The following is a 15,756-nucleotide window of genomic DNA, read 5'->3' on the forward strand; positions in this document are numbered from 1 at the left end:
CTCGGTACGGGGCTCTCTGCATTTTTTGGGAACCAACCCTTGCCTGCCAGCATGGAGGTATGAATGCCCCACCCAATCGTCAACATCGACAGTGTTGCGCCGGAAGAGCTTCCGGAGCCGTATACGCCAACGGGACCGGCGGCCGCCCTTTACGCACCGAAGGTGGCAAGGATAGGCCCATTGATTGGTGCGAGCGCGCTCGGCTGCAATCTGGTCGAACTTGCCCCAGGCAAGAGGGCATTTCCTTTTCACAATCACCGCGCGAACGAAGAGATGTTTATCATCCTCGAAGGATGCGGCGAGATCAGGATTGGCGAGGAGACCTTTGCCATCAAAGTTCACGACATAATTAGCTGTCCGGCCGGCGGCCCCAAGACCGCCCATCAGATCGTCAACACCAGTGAGGCAACGCTGCGCTACATTGCCCTAAGCACTAGGCACGCCACTGACATCGTCGAGTATCCCGACAGTGGTAGGTTTCGAGTAATTCATGCGCCGACATCGCACCCGTCTCCGGATGACCAGCCGATGGATATTTGGGGGGTACGGGACGACGATGCGGACTATTGGGATGCGGGCTAAGTCAAACCTGTGCCGATCACCCGCAAGGTCTCCTTTTGGCGCAAAGCAGCCGTGAGGTCATGGCAGCTCTTGGCCCTAAGCGGACTAAATGGGCGGCGCTTCTCTAATCGGCTTGCGCTTACGGTCCGCTGGTTTCGTTATTTCTTCTTCTCTTGATCGTGATGCCACTTGATGGCGAAGAACATGCCCGTGCCTAACACGAGAAGCTTGAGCGGAAAGAAGACTATAGGGAACCAATCCCACATTTCGGATATTTCCAGGCTATTACTTGACACTCTATCGTGAGGGAGCACTACCTCAAAACTGCTGCATACAACATCAGCCAAGTTGACGCAGATGAGATCATAACATTCCCATCACACGGCATGAGTGGGCTTGCCCCATGTTTCCGGACAGGTTGTTTAACCTAACAAGCTGGTGACCGCTTCAGGCGCAAACCTGCAGCTCGGCGACATCCGTGCATGTCCGCTTCTGGGATACCACTGTGCTCCACTCAGTGTCCGACTTGCGGGCCCAAAGCGACTATTTAGTCAGCGACAATGGGTTCCCCATTTTCCCAAAAACGCTCGATCTTGTTCCACCAACGCTTTGATTCCGGCAGGAGCCATGCCTCGAAATCGGAGGGCTTTGTTTTTTCATGGAGGTTTTCATTCTGAAGGTCCTCCAAGAAGCCGATACTCGCTGCGGTTCGGACGTAGTCATCACCGTGAACATGCCAGTCTTCGATCACTCGAAAAACAGCCGTGAAGTTCTGCGTTTCGCCATTCTGAAGCTTGCGCGCAAGGTGGACGGCCAGATCGCCGAGCAATTGGTAATACAAGGGTTCCTTGCCATCCTCCACTCCTGCAAGGAACGTTGTCCAAGTCTGCTCGAATGTTGGATCCGCCAACAGAAGAAGCGGAAACATTTCAGCGCTTATGATTATATGTTTCTGCATACCGCAATTTGCCTCAACAAGTTAGGGCGCGCCAGAGGCATGCGTTGACTTTGTAGCGCGTTCCGGACGAATACCTATGGCCACTCCTGGCGCACTGCTGACTTGAGGTCTTGGCAGCTGATGGCGCGAAGCTGCCGGGCGCGTTATGGCCGCCTGACCGCAAACTTAAGGTCCGAAAGCGGAAATTACTGCCGCTCGCCCGTCCTGTTGACTGATGCCCAAAGCCAGGGAACAAAGGTGGCATCCACGGTCGCTCGCGATGGGAAAACAGAGGGAATTTCAAGGAAATTTCGCTAAGCAATTGAAATAATGTGAGAATAAATGTTTCCAAGGCATCTGTTTTCATTGCATTTTCCGCGGAACGAATCTGGAGCCGGATTGAGCATTTGGATGCTCTTTTGGAAAACTGTGTTCGCTCTTCGAGCTTGTGGATCGCGGTTGAGATAGTGCGCATCGAGAATCGAGCGGACGTCATTTAGGCTATGACCGGTGATGGTGGCGATCTCCGCTTCGGTCCTCCCGCCAGCGCGAGCCGGCTGAACGTGGTGCCACGAAGGTCATTAAAGCACATCAAGGAATCCGAAAAGCGGCATGGAAACCATGCGTCTACCGCTGTTCCGAGAATGGGATTCTCAGAATAGCGGCAAGAAAGCAAATTTCTTTCGTTGCATTTATAATCTATCTTTTATATAGATAATATGTGTTAACGAGGATGAAGTGATGGAAGCAGTCCGAATTGTTGGAATATCCGGAAATGTCAAAGCGCCGTCACGAACATCGTCACTGGTCAGGTCAATACTGGGATCAATAGAAGCAACGCTCGGCATAAAAACCCGTCATATCGATCTGGTGTATGCGGCGCCGGTTCTTTTCAAAGCTTTGAGAGCGGATCAACTTGACGATGAAGGCAAGGAAATCGTCTCTGCCGTTGAGGCAGCAGACATCCTGGTCGTGGGGTCACCCGTCTACCGCGCCTCCTATACAGGCGCGCTAAAGCACCTGTTCGATCTCGTTCATTTCGAATCGCTGGTCGGCAAGCCCGTCATTCTTGCGGCGACCGGGGGTAGCCCCCTGCATGGCCTGGTCACAGAACATCAGTTGCGGCCGCTGTTCGGCTTCTTCAAGGCGCTGACTTTGCCCACAGCGATCTATGCGCTGGAAAGCGATTTCGACGCTTACGCGGTCAAAAACCCTGAAATTGCCAAGCGTATCGAAGCGGCCGTACGCGAGCTCGATGCCATCGTGCCGGCAACGCCGGGCCTGATCACGCGGCCTGCCTTGGAAGGCCCGGTTGGGCAAACGCGTCTCCGGGCGTGAACATTAAGTGTGGATGGAGAAAACTATGACGCAGCTCAAGAAAGAACCGTTGAAATTTGCCTACTGGGTGCCAAACGTGTCCGGCGGGTTGGTGATCAGCTCGATCGAACAACGCACCAGCTGGGATATCGACTATAACCGCAAGCTGGCACAAATCGCCGAGGCTTCGGGCTTTGATTATGCCCTGAGCCAGATCCGCTTCACCGCCGGCTACGGCGCCGACAACCAGCATGAATCGGTTTCTTTCTCGCACGCCCTGCTGGCCGCGACAGAGAAACTCCGCGTCATTGCCGCAGTCCTGCCCGGGCCGTGGACGCCGGCGCTGCTTGCCAAGCAGATCGCCACGATCAGCCAGCTTACCAATGGCCGCGTCGACATCAACGTCGTATCCGGCTGGTTCCGCGGCGAATTCGCCGCCATCGGCGAGCCCTGGCTCGACCACGACGAACGCTACCGCCGCTCCGAGGAATTCATCCGCGCCGTCCGTGGCATCTGGAGCGAGGACAATTTCAACCTGCGCGGCGATTTCTATCGCTTCACCGATTACACGATGCGTCCGAAGCCGCTGGGCGACCTGCCGCAAGTGTTCCAGGGCGGCTCATCGCGCGCCGCTCGTGACATGGCTTCGAGGGTCTCTGACTGGTATTTCACCAACGGCAATACACCGGAGGGGCTGAAGGCGCAGGTAGACGACATCAGAACCAAGGAAAAGCAGTTCGGCAAGCCGTGGCGCACCCGGATCGGCGTCAACGCCTTCGGCATCGTTCGTTCGTCCGAGAAGGAAGCTCAGGAATTGCTCGCCGAGATCATCGACAAGGCGATCCCGGATGCGGTCAAGGGCTTTCATCACGAAGTCCAGAATGCCGGCAATTCTTCGCCGGAGCGGGAGGGAAATTGGGCGAAGTCGACCTTCCAGGACCTCGTGCAATACAACGACGGCTTCCGCTCCAATCTGATCGGCACACCCGAGCAGGTGGCTGAGCGCGTGATCGGCCTGAAGCGTGCCGGCGCGGATTTGATCCTGCTCGGCTTCCTGCACTTCCAGGAAGAGGTCGCGTATTTCGGCAAGCACGTCATCCCGCTGATCCGTGAGCTTGAAGCCGAGGAAGAGCGGACGCTCGCCGCAGCCGAGTAACAGAGTCCCTGACATGACAAGACAATGCGGCTCGCGAGACAGCGAGCCGCGACGGCGGAGCCATGCTCCAGGCGATGTGGGAGAACCAGATGCTCGATGTTCATTACACATTCTCGGCCCTCGATGGCACGGCGACGCTGCGCGAATATCCGTCGTTACCGCGTGTCGAAACGAAAGCCCGAACGACCCAGAAGCAGGAGCTTCTCAATCTCCAGGATCACCCTTTATTGGCGCTGGACGATATCACGATTTCCTTCGGCGGCGTGACCGCGCTGTCCAACGTCGATCTCACCGTGAAATCGGGCGAGATCCGCGCGATCATCGGTCCCAACGGTGCGGGCAAAAGCTCGCTCGTCAATGTCATGTGCGGCCTTTATCGGCCGGACTCCGGCCGGGTGCACATCAACGGCCATTCCTTCCGGCAGGTGCCGGCACAGAAAGCCGCCCGTCTCGGCATCGCCCGCACCTTCCAGAACCTTGCGCTGTTCAAGGGGCTGACGGTTCTCGACAATGTCACGTCCGGCCTTGCCTTCGCGCGCCGCTCGACATTCCTCGGCCAGGCGATCGGCCTTGGCCGCGCCCGTCGTGAAGAGAACGAAGCAAGGGAGCGCGCCGAGCAGATCATCGACTTCCTGCACCTCGGCGAGGTGTCGGGAAAGCTTGCCGGCGCACTGCCTTATGGCTTGCAGAAGCGCGTCGAGTTGGCCCGTGCGCTTGTTCCCAATCCTCAGATCCTGTTGCTCGACGAGCCGATGGCCGGCATGACCGCTACCGAAAAGCAGGAAATGGCCGGCTTCGTTCGCGCCGCCCGCGAAAACTACGGCACGACCATCATCCTCATTGAACACGATATCGGCGTGGTCATGGGCCTTTCCGACCGGATTGCCGTTCTCGACTATGGCCGCAAGATCGCCGATGGCACCCCCGATGAAGTGCGCAACGACCAGGCGGTCATCGATGCCTATCTTGGTATCGACCGCGAGCACGACGAGGGTGACCTCTGATGGCCGATTTCGATTATCTCTTCTTCCTTGAAGTGCTGACCGGCGGGCTCCTCTCCGGCGTCATGTATTCGCTCGTGGCGATCGGCTTCGTGCTGATCTACAAGACTTCGGGTGTGCTGAACTTCGCCCAGGGCGCTATGCTGCTGTTTGCGGCGCTGACCTTCGTCTGCCTTGTCGAACGCGGCGTGCCTTTTGCACTGGCACTGATTGTCACCTTCGGCATCATGGTGCTGATGGGGATAGCTGTCGAACGCACGGTGCTCCGGCCGCTGGTCAACAAGCCGCCGATCACGCTGTTCATGGCGACACTTGGCCTTTCCTACATGATCGAGGGCGCAGCCCAGTTGATCTGGGGAACACAGGTGCACGGGCTCGACCTCGGCATCGAGGATGTCCCCTTCGAATTCTACGGTGTCTTCATCTCGAAATTCGATCTGTTCGCCTCTGGTGTTGCTGCCGTCATGGTTGCCGCCTTGACACTGTTCTTCCGCTACACCCGTGTTGGCCTGAGCTTTAGAGCCGTCGCCGATGACCAGTTCGCAGCGCTTGCCGTTGGTCTCCGCCTTCCGCGCATATGGGCGACCGTCTGGGCGGCTTCGGGGCTGGTAGCGCTGGTTGCCGGTCTGCTGTGGGGCGCTCGCCTGGGTGTGCAGTTTTCGCTCTCGCTGGTGGTTTTGAAGGCACTGCCAGTGCTCGTCCTGGGCGGCTTCGACTCGATCGCCGGAGCCATCGTCGGCGGGCTGATCATCGGCGCGTCCGAGAAGCTCGCCGAGGTTTATATCGGCGAATATTTCGGCGGCGGCATCGAAGGCTGGTTCGCGTATGTTCTGGCGCTCGCCTTCCTGCTTGTTCGTCCCTCCGGCTTGTTCGGCCAGAAACTCGTGGAAAGGGTCTGACCGATGGCATCAGTCGTTTCCACACCAGTTGAATCGCAAGGCCTGCCGCGCTGGCTGTTGCCTGTCGCCATCCTCGCTGCAGCGTTCGGTTTGGTCCCGTTCTTCGCCTCGAACTACCTTATCGAAGCGATCCTGCTGCCGTTCCTGGCTCTGTCGCTGGCAGGTGTTGGGCTCAACCTGCTGACTGGCTATGCTGGACAGGTCTCGCTCGGCTCGGCGGCCTTCATGGCTGTCGGTGCCTTTGCCGCTTTCAATTTCAACCTTCGTGTCGATGGCCTGCCAATTCTAGCCAGTATCGCCGCCGCAGGCGTGGTCGCCGCTGCCATCGGCATTATTTTCGGTCTGCCGAGCCTGCGCCTGCGCGGCTTCTATCTCGCGGTATCGACGCTTGCGGCGCAGTTCTTCGTGCAATGGGCGTTGACCAAGTTCGGTTGGTTCTCGAACGACAACCCCTCCGGTGTCATCGATGCGCCGGCTCTGGTGGTCGCAGGCGTAGATTTTTCCGGCTCGATCGGTCGCTATGTCTTCGCGCTCGGCGTGGTTTCGCTGTTGACGTTCCTTTCGTGGCGTATCGTCACCTCGCAGACCGGGCGCAATTTCATCACCATCCGTGACAATGAGACTGCGGCCAAGGTCATTGGCATTCCGGTCCTCAGGACCAAGCTGCTCGCTTTCGCGCTGTCGTCCTTCATTATCGGCGTGGCCGGCGTTCTCTGGGCCTTTGCCTATCTGCGCACAGTCGAGCCGGCTGGCTTCAATCTCGACCGCTCGTTCCAGATCCTGTTCATCGTCATCATCGGCGGGCTTGCCACCATCCGCGGCGCCTTCCTCGGCGCCGCCCTGATCGTGGTCTTTCCGGTGGTGCTGTCGCGGGTCGGTTCGTTTTTCCTGGGCGACCTGTTCGACTCCGGTGTGCTGGACATGAGCCAGCGCATCGTTCTCGGAGCACTCATCATCGCATTCCTGATCCTCGAACCGGACGGCCTCGCCGCACTTGGCAACCGGGCAGTCCGATGGATCAGGACAAGGCTGGGCGGCCAAATCAGCGCTTAGCCCAGCGTATCACAATGTTTTCACTCGGCCGGGGGTCCGGTCCACTACCAAGGAGCATGCCGATGTCGACATTCAAAATCACACTCAGGACGGCCGCAGCCGCGCTTGCGCTCACCTTCGCCGCGGGGCTCACGACCGCGCACGCTGATGAGCAGTATTTCCCGCTGCAAAGCTATCGCGTCGGCCCCTATGCCGCCGGCGGGACAGGCTTCTTCGGTGGCTTCATCGACTATTTGAACCTGATCAACACCCGCGATGGCGGCGTCAATGGCGTTAAACTCACTTGGGACGAATGCGAAACCCAGTATGAGGTCGAGCGCGGCGTTGAATGCTACGAGCGCCAGAAGAGCCATCCGAACGCCGCCGCCTGGAATCCGCTCTCGGTCGGTATAGCTTATGCCATGATCGACCGCATCTCGGCCGACCATGTGCCGCTGATCACGGTCAACCACGGCCGCACGGACTCCACCGATGGCCGCGTCTTCCCCTATGTCTTCCCGTTGCTGCTCAACCCCTACAGCGAGACCTCGGGCATCATCAACTATCTCGCTTCCAAGGAAGGCGGCCTGGAGAAGCTCAAGGACAAGAAGATCGTCGTGCTCTATCACGGCTCGCCCTATGGCAAGGAAACCATTCCGATCTATGAGCTGCTTGCCAAGAAATATGGCTTCACCGTTCAGCAGATCGAAGTGCCACATCCCGGCAACGAACAGCAGTCGCAATGGCTGACCATCCGTCGTGCAAAGCCTGACTACGTCGTTCTGCGTGGTTGGGGCGTGATGAACCCGGTGGCCCTGAAGACCGCCCAGAAGGTCGGTTTCCCGGCAACCAAGATCGTCGGCAATGTCTGGTCGAACTCCGAGGAAGACGTGATCCCGGCTGGTGACGCGGCGATCGGGTACACCGCCATTACCACTCAGACGTCAGGTGCCGAATATCCCGTTCTCAAGGAGATCGTGAAGACGGTCTACGATGCCGGCAAGGGCAACCTTGAAGACAAGAAACGCATCGGCTCGGTCTACCACAATCTCGGCATCGTCAACGGCATCCTCAATGTCGAGGCGATCCGCATTGCCCAGGCGAAATTCGGCAATCGCACGCTCACGGGCGATGAAGTCCGCTGGGGCTTCGAACATCTGAAGCTGGATGAGGCCAAAGTGGAGGCGCTCGGTGCCAAGGACCTGTTCCACTCGATCAACGTCAGCTGGGACAACCACGAGGGCGAAGGCTACGTGACCTTCCAGCAATGGGACGGCAAAAAGTGGAACGTCGCTTCCGATTGGATCGCGCCGGACTGGAAACTGCTTCGCCCGATCATCGAAAAGTCGTCAGAGGCCTATGCCAAGGAAAAGAACATCAAGCTGCGCACGGCGGAAGACGCCGAATCCGCAACGAACTGACCGAACATGACGGCCGGCAGGTCCGGCCGTCTATCCCAAAGGCACGAAAGTGCCTGAGGCATGCGGGGTCCCGTCACCCACACTTCGCGCTCCCGCATGCCGACCTGTTTTTCTCCGCCAATAGCGGCAAGGTGACCAGAATGCCCAATGACATCGTGCTGGAAGCCCAGTCTGTCTTCGCGACCTACAACCAGACTATCAAGGCGCTGAACGGCGTAAGCTTTTCGCTGCGTCGTGGCGAGATCCTGGCGCTGCTGGGATCCAACGGCGCCGGCAAGTCGACGACCCTGAAGGCGATCTCCAACCTGCTGCCGGCCGAGCGCGGGCAGGTGACCTCCGGCCAGATCATCTTCGAAGGCCGAGAAGTCCGCAGTTCCAGTCCCGCCGAACTGGTTCGCGCCGGTCTCGTGCAAGTGCTGGAAGGCCGCCATTGCTTCAAGAGCCTGTCGGTCGAGGAAAATCTCGTTTCCGGTGGGCTTGGTCGAAGTTCTTTGCGCCGCGAAATCGCCGAAGACCTCGAAAAGGTCTATCTGACATTCCCGCGCCTCAAGGAGAAACGTCACACTTCCTCTGGCCTCACTTCGGGCGGCGAGCAGCAGATGACCGCGATCGGACGGGCTTTGATGTCGCGGCCGAGGCTGCTGGTGCTAGACGAACCTTCGATGGGCCTCGCGCCACTGATCATCAAGGACATCTTCCGGTCGCTCAAACGGCTGAATGCGGAGGAGGGGCTGTCCATTCTTGTCGCCGAGCAGAACTCCACGGTCGCGCTGAAATATGCCGACCATGCGACGGTCATCGAAAACGGCGTGGCGGTGCTTTCAGGTCGCGCAGCCGACTTGCGCCAACGCGACGACATCAAAGCTTTCTACCTCGGCGAGGGCTCGACCCTTGCTCCGCGCAGGCCGGCCGCCTGATCCAATTTCCACGGGAGAAACGATATGAACATCCTAGCCAAGAATCCGGGCGTTGCGGTGCCGGCAGTCAAGCGCCCCTCCAAGCCGGCCCACATCATCAAATCGGATGCCGAAGCGATTGAAGTCGCCCACAGGCTGGCGGCCGAATTCGTCAAGGGCTCGTCGAAGCGTGATCGCGAACGCATCTGGCCGGTAGAGGAACTCGACGCCTTTTCGCAGAGCGGCCTATGGTCGATCAATGTGCCGAAGGAATACGGCGGCCCCGAAGTCTCGTATGCGACGCTTGCCAAGGTGGTCGAAATCATCTCCGAGGCAGACTCCTCCATCGGCCAAATCTCCCAAAATCATCTCGGCGTGGTCGCAGCTATCCGCACCGTGTCTGACAGGGCGCAGCAGAAGCTGCTATTCGGAGAAATCCTCAACGGCACGCGCTTCGGCAATGCCTTTTCCGAATTCGGCTCCAAGCGCGCCGCTGATTTCGAGACCATATTCACCGATCATGGCGACTATGTCGTCGTCAACGGCCGGAAATTCTATTCGTCGGGCGCGTTGCTGGCCCACAAGGTTCCGATCGTAGCGCTCGATGACGAAGGCCGCGCCTGGTATGCGATCGCCGATCGCGATGCGCCGGGCCTCACCGTGATTGATGACTGGTCGAGCTTCGGCCAGCGCACCACGCTGTCGGGCACTGTCATTCTCGACAATGTCAAGGTTGATAAGGCATGGGTGGTGCCGGGCTACAAGGGCTACGACAAGCCGACCGCCGATGGTGCGATCTTCCAGATCATCCAGGTCGCCGTCGATACGGGCATAGCCTCGGCAGCCATCAAGGAAACCGTCGATTTCGTCCGCACGAAGTCGCGTGCCTGGGTCGATAGCGGTGTCGAAAACGCCTGGGATGATCCCTATACAATCCAGGCCGTGGGCACGCTGAACCTGCGTCTGCATGCAGCACAGGCGTTGCTGGAAAAGGCTGGTTATGCGATCGACCGGGCTGTGGCCAATCCGACCGCCGAGACCGTCGCCGAAGCCCAGATCATCACCGCGGAAGCCAAGATTCTGTCGACCGAGATCGCCATTGAAGCGACCAACAAGCTGTTCGAGCTTGCCGGCACCCGCTCGACTCTGGCCGAGCACAATCTCGACCGGCACTGGCGGAACGCCCGCACGCACACACTGCACGATCCAGTGCGCTGGAAGTATTCAATCCTCGGCAAATATTACCTGAACGGCGAAAAGCCCCCGCTCCATGCCTGGAGCTGATCAAATCGATCCGGCGTCCGACGTTCGGGCGCCGGACATTTCGCCGGTCGGTCCAATGTCCATCGCCGTCGCGTGGTCGACAACATTTGGCAATTCGGCTGTAATATATTGATTCTTAACAGCCAGAACTTGCTGTCTTTGGAAAAATCATCCCATGTTTTCAATCAATAACAACGGACTCTGACTCCGTTAGTCCTGGTTCGAATCCAAGGTCCCATCCGTCCACGGAAAGTCCATGTCCGGCGGCCAGGCCCGCTTCGCGAATCGATTTGCTACGAAACAGGATCAGAGCGCGGGCATACCCGAGGCACGCGTAGTAAACCAGGAGCGGACGGGGCGATTTCCTTGGCCTTTCCGTCGTTGACGGCACCTCCGTGAAAGTCGTTGTACCGCTTCTTTACCAGCGTTGAAGATTCATATTTCAGCAGTTTTCCAAGCGCTTCGCTCACTGACGTCCTCGTAGTCGGGTATGGACTAATGGAGCGTCACTCTACCAATACGGCGTCGGTTCTTGATAGCAGAAGCGCTGAGTACCGTAATCAGCCGACGTTACCTCAAAACCTCTCTCCATTCCTTGAACCAGGTTGTGGTTCACGGCCATAAGGTCGCCACCGCATTCTTCAACGATAGGATTCACGATACGGTCGATGACCATGGCGTTGATTTCCTCGGGCTCGTTCTTCGGTATCTGGCCGTAGATTACCTGGGTGAACTCATCCTCGGCCTTGGCCAGGATATGGACGAAGATTTCCTAAGCAGATGAGTACAGCGACCATCTCTCCAGAAGTTTCGCGAACATCTCCTTTTTCTCGATCGCGTCGTCATAGTGGGCGGAACGACCATGGCCTCGAGCTTGGCTTCAAGGCCGTCAATGCCGTCGTGGGCGCGACGAGTGTGGTATGTGTCTGGCATTTACATACTGCTAACAAGTATGGCGCTTATTGTTTCCTTACAACAGATAGTAAATTCGTCAATGCGACGCGACAGGCCAAAAAGCGTCGCGGTTTCCCGAATCTAGTTTCGAAGCCAATGCTACCGTCTGAGCTTGCAGCTACATTTTCATTGAAACCCATCCATAGCTTTGCTGTGAGTTACAGAGATCAAGTTTTCGCTGTTCGCCCCGAATTGCATCTGCCCGATGAGAAGCGCACTCATGGTAGCCGCTTTCGCAAGAAAAATTTAGTCCGCCGTGAAGATCGGCGGACCTCGTTGTTAGTTGATCAAATCAAAAGCGATAGATCGCGTTGCCCTTTTGATCGCCTGAATTGATCCACTTCGACGCTGCAAGGAAGGTGCCAGCGAGCGCATTCCATGTTCTGGCAAATTTGGCGGGAGCTTTCGCGGCCTTTCGCGAGCACGTCGCGTCATCGCGATGGAATGCCGGCATTGACGAGCCGCCGACGTTGGCGGCCTGCTCTTCATCTTCGGCCAGCCTTCGTTTGCGAGGATAACCAATGTTCGGCTGGCACAAGTCGCCGATGGCGGTTAAGAGTGGCCCGAACGGCGATCCCCCAGAGCGATCGCTACCGACACCCGACGAGAAGAGTCCGAATTCGACAATGCTGCCCCTAATTTCCAAGCGCCCCGTAATCAACAGCACGCTGCTTGCGGTACTTGTCGCGCTTTATCTCCTTGGTGTTGCCAATCTGACATTCTGGAAAGAGGCCTGGATCGGCTTTGCCAACCCGGTCGGCTTTGTGGCGTTCGCGATTGCCACTCTAGCGATCTTCATCGGCGTCATGGTCGGCCTGTCGTTCAAATATGTTGCCAAGCCGCTCTACATCTTCGCGATTTTGTCGTCGTCGGCTGCGTCCTATTTCACCGACACGTTCGGCACCATCATCAATGCCAACATGATCGAGAATGTGCTGCAGACCAATTCGGGCGAGGGCGGGGAGTTCTTTACCGTCAACCTGCTGCTGCACGTGCTTGGCTTCGGAATTCTGCCGTGCCTGCTGATCGCCTGGGTCAGGGTGGATTACGGCGGGCTTGCATCGCGGTTGCGTTTCAATGTTGCGGTGCTGGCGGCCATGGGCGTCATTGCCGGTGCGCTGATCGGGGCGCAACTAAGCGATGTCAAAGCCGCTGTCCGCCGGGATTTTCATGTCATGACCGGCGCCCTCAACCCGGCGGGACCGGTATCCTCGGTCATAAAAGTGGCGGTGGCCGCCTTCCGGAACCGCAACGCGGTGCGCGCGCCCTTCGGCGACGACGCGAAAAAAGGTGCATGGCTCGCGGTCAAGCGCAAGCCGGTCGTCGCGGTCATTGTGGCGGGCGAATCCGCCCGGGCGATGAACTTCTCGCTCAACGGCTACGCCAGAAATACCAATCCGGAGCTTGCGCGACGCGATGTGCTGAATTTTTCCAATGTCACCAGTTGCGGAGCGGAAACCAGCATTTCGCTGCCGTGTATGTTTTCGGGATATCTGCGCACCGAGTTCTCCAAGGACAAGGCGCTGCGCCGCGAAAGCCTGATGGATGTGTTCAAGCACGCTGGATATGACGTCAACTGGTGGGACAACGACAGTGGCTCGAAGGGTGTTGCCGATGGCGTGAACTATGTCAGCTATATGGTGAAGCCTGATCCTGATTTGTGCCTCAGCGGCACATGTCAGGACGATATGTTCCTGGGCGATCTCGCCAATCTGGTGGTGTCGGCCAAACAGGATACGGTGGTGGTGTTGCACCAGCGCGGTTCGCATGGCCCGGCCTACTACCTGCGCTATCCCGATACATTCGGGCCCTTCAAGCCGGATTGCCGCCTCTACCAGCCGACCGATTGCTCCAGCGAGGAAATCGTCAACGCCTACGACAACACCATCGCCTACACGGACCGGTTCCTCGCGCGGGTCATCGACCTGTTGACGAAGCACCAGGACAGGGTCGATGGCACGATGTTCTATGTGTCGGATCACGGCGAATCGCTGGGTGAGAACGGGCTTTACATGCACGGCGCCGAGTATGCGATTGCTCCGCGCGAGCAGACCCACATACCGTTGATCGTCTGGTTTTCGTCCGATTTCGCCAAACTGTCCGGATTTGACTTCGCATGTGCACGTGCCCGCTCTGCAATGCCCTATTCGCACGACAACGTCTTCGATACGTTGCTGGGCATGCTGAATGTGGAGACGCGGATCTACCGGGCCGGGCTCGACATATTCAGCGGCTGCCGCGCCGCTGAACCCAGGAGCTGAATGCTGCGCCGGATCCGCGGCGCCGCACCAAGATTGCGCCTGCATACTTTATAACTTTTTTAATCATGTACTGGGAAACCTGCTCACATTCAGGGGATCAATACATGTTTTCATTCAAGTCAAAGCCGACGGCTCACAGTCAGATCTGCGAGTTCATCTTCGCGAAATCACCCGATGCCTATTTCATCATCGAAAACGGCCACATCGTCGATTGCAACGCCGCAATGGAAACGATGCTCGGTCTGCCGAAGAGCAGGATCGTCGGCGTGGAGCCGGGCAATCTGTCGCCGGAATTCCAGCCGGACGGTCGCCGCTCGGCAGATGCTGCCGGCGAGGTGTTCGACATCATGGGGCGACAGGGTTTCCATCGCTTCGAATGGGTGCATCAGACGCTCGATGGCAGGCCGCTCGAGGTGCTGGTGACTATGATGATGACCACGATCGGCGACAAGCCGATGATGGTGTCCTTCTGGCAGGATATTGCCGAACTGGTCGCTTTCCGCAAGCGCATGGAAGAAGCGCAGAAACGCGATGCCGCCAAGCGCCAAGAGCAGGAGCAGGTGTTTGCCGCACTCGCCGCCTCGCTGAAGCAGCTTGCATCGGGCAATCTGCGCTGCCACCTGACCCAGCGGTTCGGCACCGAATATGAGGGGTTGCGCGGTGATTTCAACGCCACGGTCGATCAGCTCGGGTCCGTGATGGCGCAGGTCACCAGCAATGCGGCAAGCATCAATGCGGTCAGCGGTGAAATCAGCACGGCCACCAACGATCTGGCGCGGCGCACCGAACAGCAGGCGACGTCGGTCGAGGAAACCGCTGCAGCGCTTGAAGAAATCACCACCACCGTCGAACAATCCGCCGCGCGCGCCGAAGAGGCGGGCAGGATCGTCGAGCAGACCCGCAAGAGCGCCCAGCTGTCCGGCCAGGTCGTCCACGATGCGGTTTCGGCCATGGAAGGCATCGAGAAATCGTCCGACGAGATCAACAACATCATCAGCGTCATCGACGAGATCGCCTTCCAGACAAACCTGCTGGCGCTGAATGCCGGTGTCGAGGCCGCCCGCGCCGGCGAGGCCGGCAAGGGCTTTGCCGTCGTCGCGCAGGAAGTGCGCGAACTTGCACAGCGTTCCGCCACAGCCGCCAAGGAGATCAAGACGCTGATCAGCACCTCGGGCGGTCAGGTCAAGAGCGGCGTCGAGCTCGTGGCAAAGACCGGCGACGCGCTCAAGGCCATCTCGTCCGACGTCCAGGAGATCAGCAAGCACGTGACGGCAATTGTCTCGTCGGCGCATGAGCAGACTGCCGCCATCCGCGAGGTCAAGCTGGCCATCGGCAATATCGACAAGGGCACCCAGCAGAACGCTGCCATGGTCGAGGAGACCGCCGCATCGGCCGCCCAACTGGCCCAACAGGCCGTCGCGCTCGATGATCTCGCCAAGCAATTTGCAATCGAAGAGGAACGCCCGAGGATGCGCCTGGCGTCGTGATCGCCGGCAATATCAGATGGCTAAAAGCGAAGGCGGTATGAGCAATCACGCCGCCTTCGCTGCTTGTGGGCTGGAATCATATGGTTTTCCGGGTCCGCTTGGCGCACGCGGCTCTGCCCAAGTTACCGGAAGAGTTGCAGCGCGTTGTCCGCATTGGTGTTGGCGATCTGCAGCGCCTGCAGGCCGAGCTGCTCCTGCGTCTGCATAGCTTTGAGACGGGTCGATGCCTCGTTCATGTTGGCGTCGACGAGGCGGCCGATGCCCTTTTTGTTGACGTCGATCAGATCGGTGGCAAAGACGGACTGTAAATCTATACGCATCTGCAGGGAGCCGAGGGTAGAGGCAACGGAAATGGTTTTCTGGAGCGTGATTAATTCTCATCATGCGCAAATCAAAGGTGGTGTTTCTTCTGCGGTTTACCTAGTTGCGCGTAAAAATCGCGGTCAGAAAAGTCATGACCTCCACCAAAGGTGGAGGTTTGAAACGCTGCGCTTGAACCGCTAGAAGCGGTTTTGCTATAGATTAGTAGCTACGATTAAAGAGGTCGGCAAAGTCGGAAGCTTTGTCGACC

The 15,756-nt window shown here is 58.3% G+C and carries 14 protein-coding genes and 1 pseudogene; 12 read left to right on the top strand and 3 right to left on the bottom strand.

The window, feature by feature from the left end; genetic code table 11:
* Positions 1-63: 63 nt before the first annotated feature.
* Positions 64-582: a cupin domain-containing protein gene (locus tag JJB09_RS26190; RefSeq protein ID WP_201664045.1), complete on the top strand. Its 519-nt coding sequence runs from the start codon at positions 64-66 to the stop codon at positions 580-582.
* A gap of 526 nt (positions 583-1,108) precedes the next feature.
* On the opposite strand, the gene JJB09_RS26195 is transcribed toward JJB09_RS26190, so the two are convergent.
* Positions 1,109-1,519, bottom strand: a complete 411-nt coding sequence (locus JJB09_RS26195) for a DUF7674 family protein (protein ID WP_210341834.1) — start codon at positions 1,517-1,519, stop codon at positions 1,109-1,111.
* 720 nt (positions 1,520-2,239) lie between these two features.
* Here JJB09_RS26195 and msuE point away from each other — a divergent pair.
* The 8 genes from msuE (at position 2,240) to JJB09_RS26235 (ending at position 10,504) form a co-directional block, all read left to right on the top strand.
* Positions 2,240-2,836, top strand: coding sequence for an FMN reductase (gene msuE / locus JJB09_RS26200; protein ID WP_201664046.1), 597 nt, complete (start codon positions 2,240-2,242; stop codon positions 2,834-2,836).
* Between the two features lie 25 nt (positions 2,837-2,861).
* Entirely contained in the window at positions 2,862-3,971 is a 1,110-nt protein-coding gene (sfnG, locus tag JJB09_RS26205; protein ID WP_201664047.1) for a dimethylsulfone monooxygenase SfnG, read from the top strand.
* An 89-nt stretch (positions 3,972-4,060) separates the two neighbouring features.
* Positions 4,061-4,975: an ABC transporter ATP-binding protein gene (locus JJB09_RS26210; RefSeq protein ID WP_201664048.1), complete on the top strand. Its 915-nt coding sequence runs from the start codon at positions 4,061-4,063 to the stop codon at positions 4,973-4,975.
* Complete coding sequence (locus JJB09_RS26215) at positions 4,975-5,871, top strand: branched-chain amino acid ABC transporter permease (protein WP_201664049.1); 897 nt, start codon at positions 4,975-4,977, stop codon at positions 5,869-5,871. Before JJB09_RS26210 ends, JJB09_RS26215 begins: the two co-directional genes overlap by 1 nt.
* Positions 5,872-5,874: 3 nt before the next feature.
* Positions 5,875-6,924 carry a branched-chain amino acid ABC transporter permease gene (locus JJB09_RS26220; RefSeq protein WP_201664050.1) on the top strand — a complete coding sequence of 350 codons (1,050 nt, stop codon included), beginning with the start codon at positions 5,875-5,877 and terminating at the stop codon, positions 6,922-6,924.
* 62 nt (positions 6,925-6,986) lie between these two features.
* Complete coding sequence (locus JJB09_RS26225; RefSeq protein WP_201664051.1) at positions 6,987-8,324, top strand: ABC transporter substrate-binding protein; 1,338 nt, start codon at positions 6,987-6,989, stop codon at positions 8,322-8,324.
* Between the two features lie 140 nt (positions 8,325-8,464).
* Positions 8,465-9,241, top strand: coding sequence for an ABC transporter ATP-binding protein (locus JJB09_RS26230; protein WP_201664052.1), 777 nt, complete (start codon positions 8,465-8,467; stop codon positions 9,239-9,241).
* 24 nt (positions 9,242-9,265) lie between these two features.
* Positions 9,266-10,504, top strand: a complete 1,239-nt coding sequence (locus JJB09_RS26235) for an SfnB family sulfur acquisition oxidoreductase (RefSeq protein ID WP_201664053.1) — start codon at positions 9,266-9,268, stop codon at positions 10,502-10,504.
* A gap of 490 nt (positions 10,505-10,994) precedes the next feature.
* Here the strand turns inward: JJB09_RS26235 and JJB09_RS27090 are convergent, their stop codons facing one another.
* Positions 10,995-11,252: an ABC-three component system protein gene (locus tag JJB09_RS27090; protein WP_343229093.1), complete on the bottom strand. Its 258-nt coding sequence runs from the start codon at positions 11,250-11,252 to the stop codon at positions 10,995-10,997.
* A gap of 11 nt (positions 11,253-11,263) precedes the next feature.
* On the opposite strand from JJB09_RS27090, the gene JJB09_RS26245 reads away from it, so the two are divergent.
* The 3 genes from JJB09_RS26245 to JJB09_RS26865 all read left to right on the top strand — a co-directional run bounded on the left by JJB09_RS26245 (position 11,264) and on the right by JJB09_RS26865 (position 15,185).
* Entirely contained in the window at positions 11,264-11,773 is a 510-nt protein-coding gene (locus tag JJB09_RS26245; RefSeq protein ID WP_201664055.1) for a hypothetical protein, read from the top strand.
* Between the two features lie 185 nt (positions 11,774-11,958).
* Positions 11,959-13,698 (top strand): phosphoethanolamine transferase, encoded by a 1,740-nt coding sequence (locus JJB09_RS26250; protein WP_201664056.1) that lies wholly within the window; start codon positions 11,959-11,961, stop codon positions 13,696-13,698.
* 104 nt (positions 13,699-13,802) lie between these two features.
* Complete coding sequence (locus JJB09_RS26865) at positions 13,803-15,185, top strand: methyl-accepting chemotaxis protein (RefSeq protein ID WP_201664057.1); 1,383 nt, start codon at positions 13,803-13,805, stop codon at positions 15,183-15,185.
* 122 nt (positions 15,186-15,307) lie between these two features.
* Here JJB09_RS26865 and JJB09_RS26260 read toward each other — a convergent pair.
* Positions 15,308-15,550, bottom strand: a pseudogene (locus JJB09_RS26260) (flagellin); the annotation flags it as partial.
* Between the last annotated feature and the right edge of the window lie 206 nt (positions 15,551-15,756).

Source organism: Phytoamicus setariae (assembly GCF_016722925.1).
Lineage (GTDB): Bacteria > Pseudomonadota > Alphaproteobacteria > Rhizobiales > Rhizobiaceae > Rhizobium_E > Rhizobium_E setariae.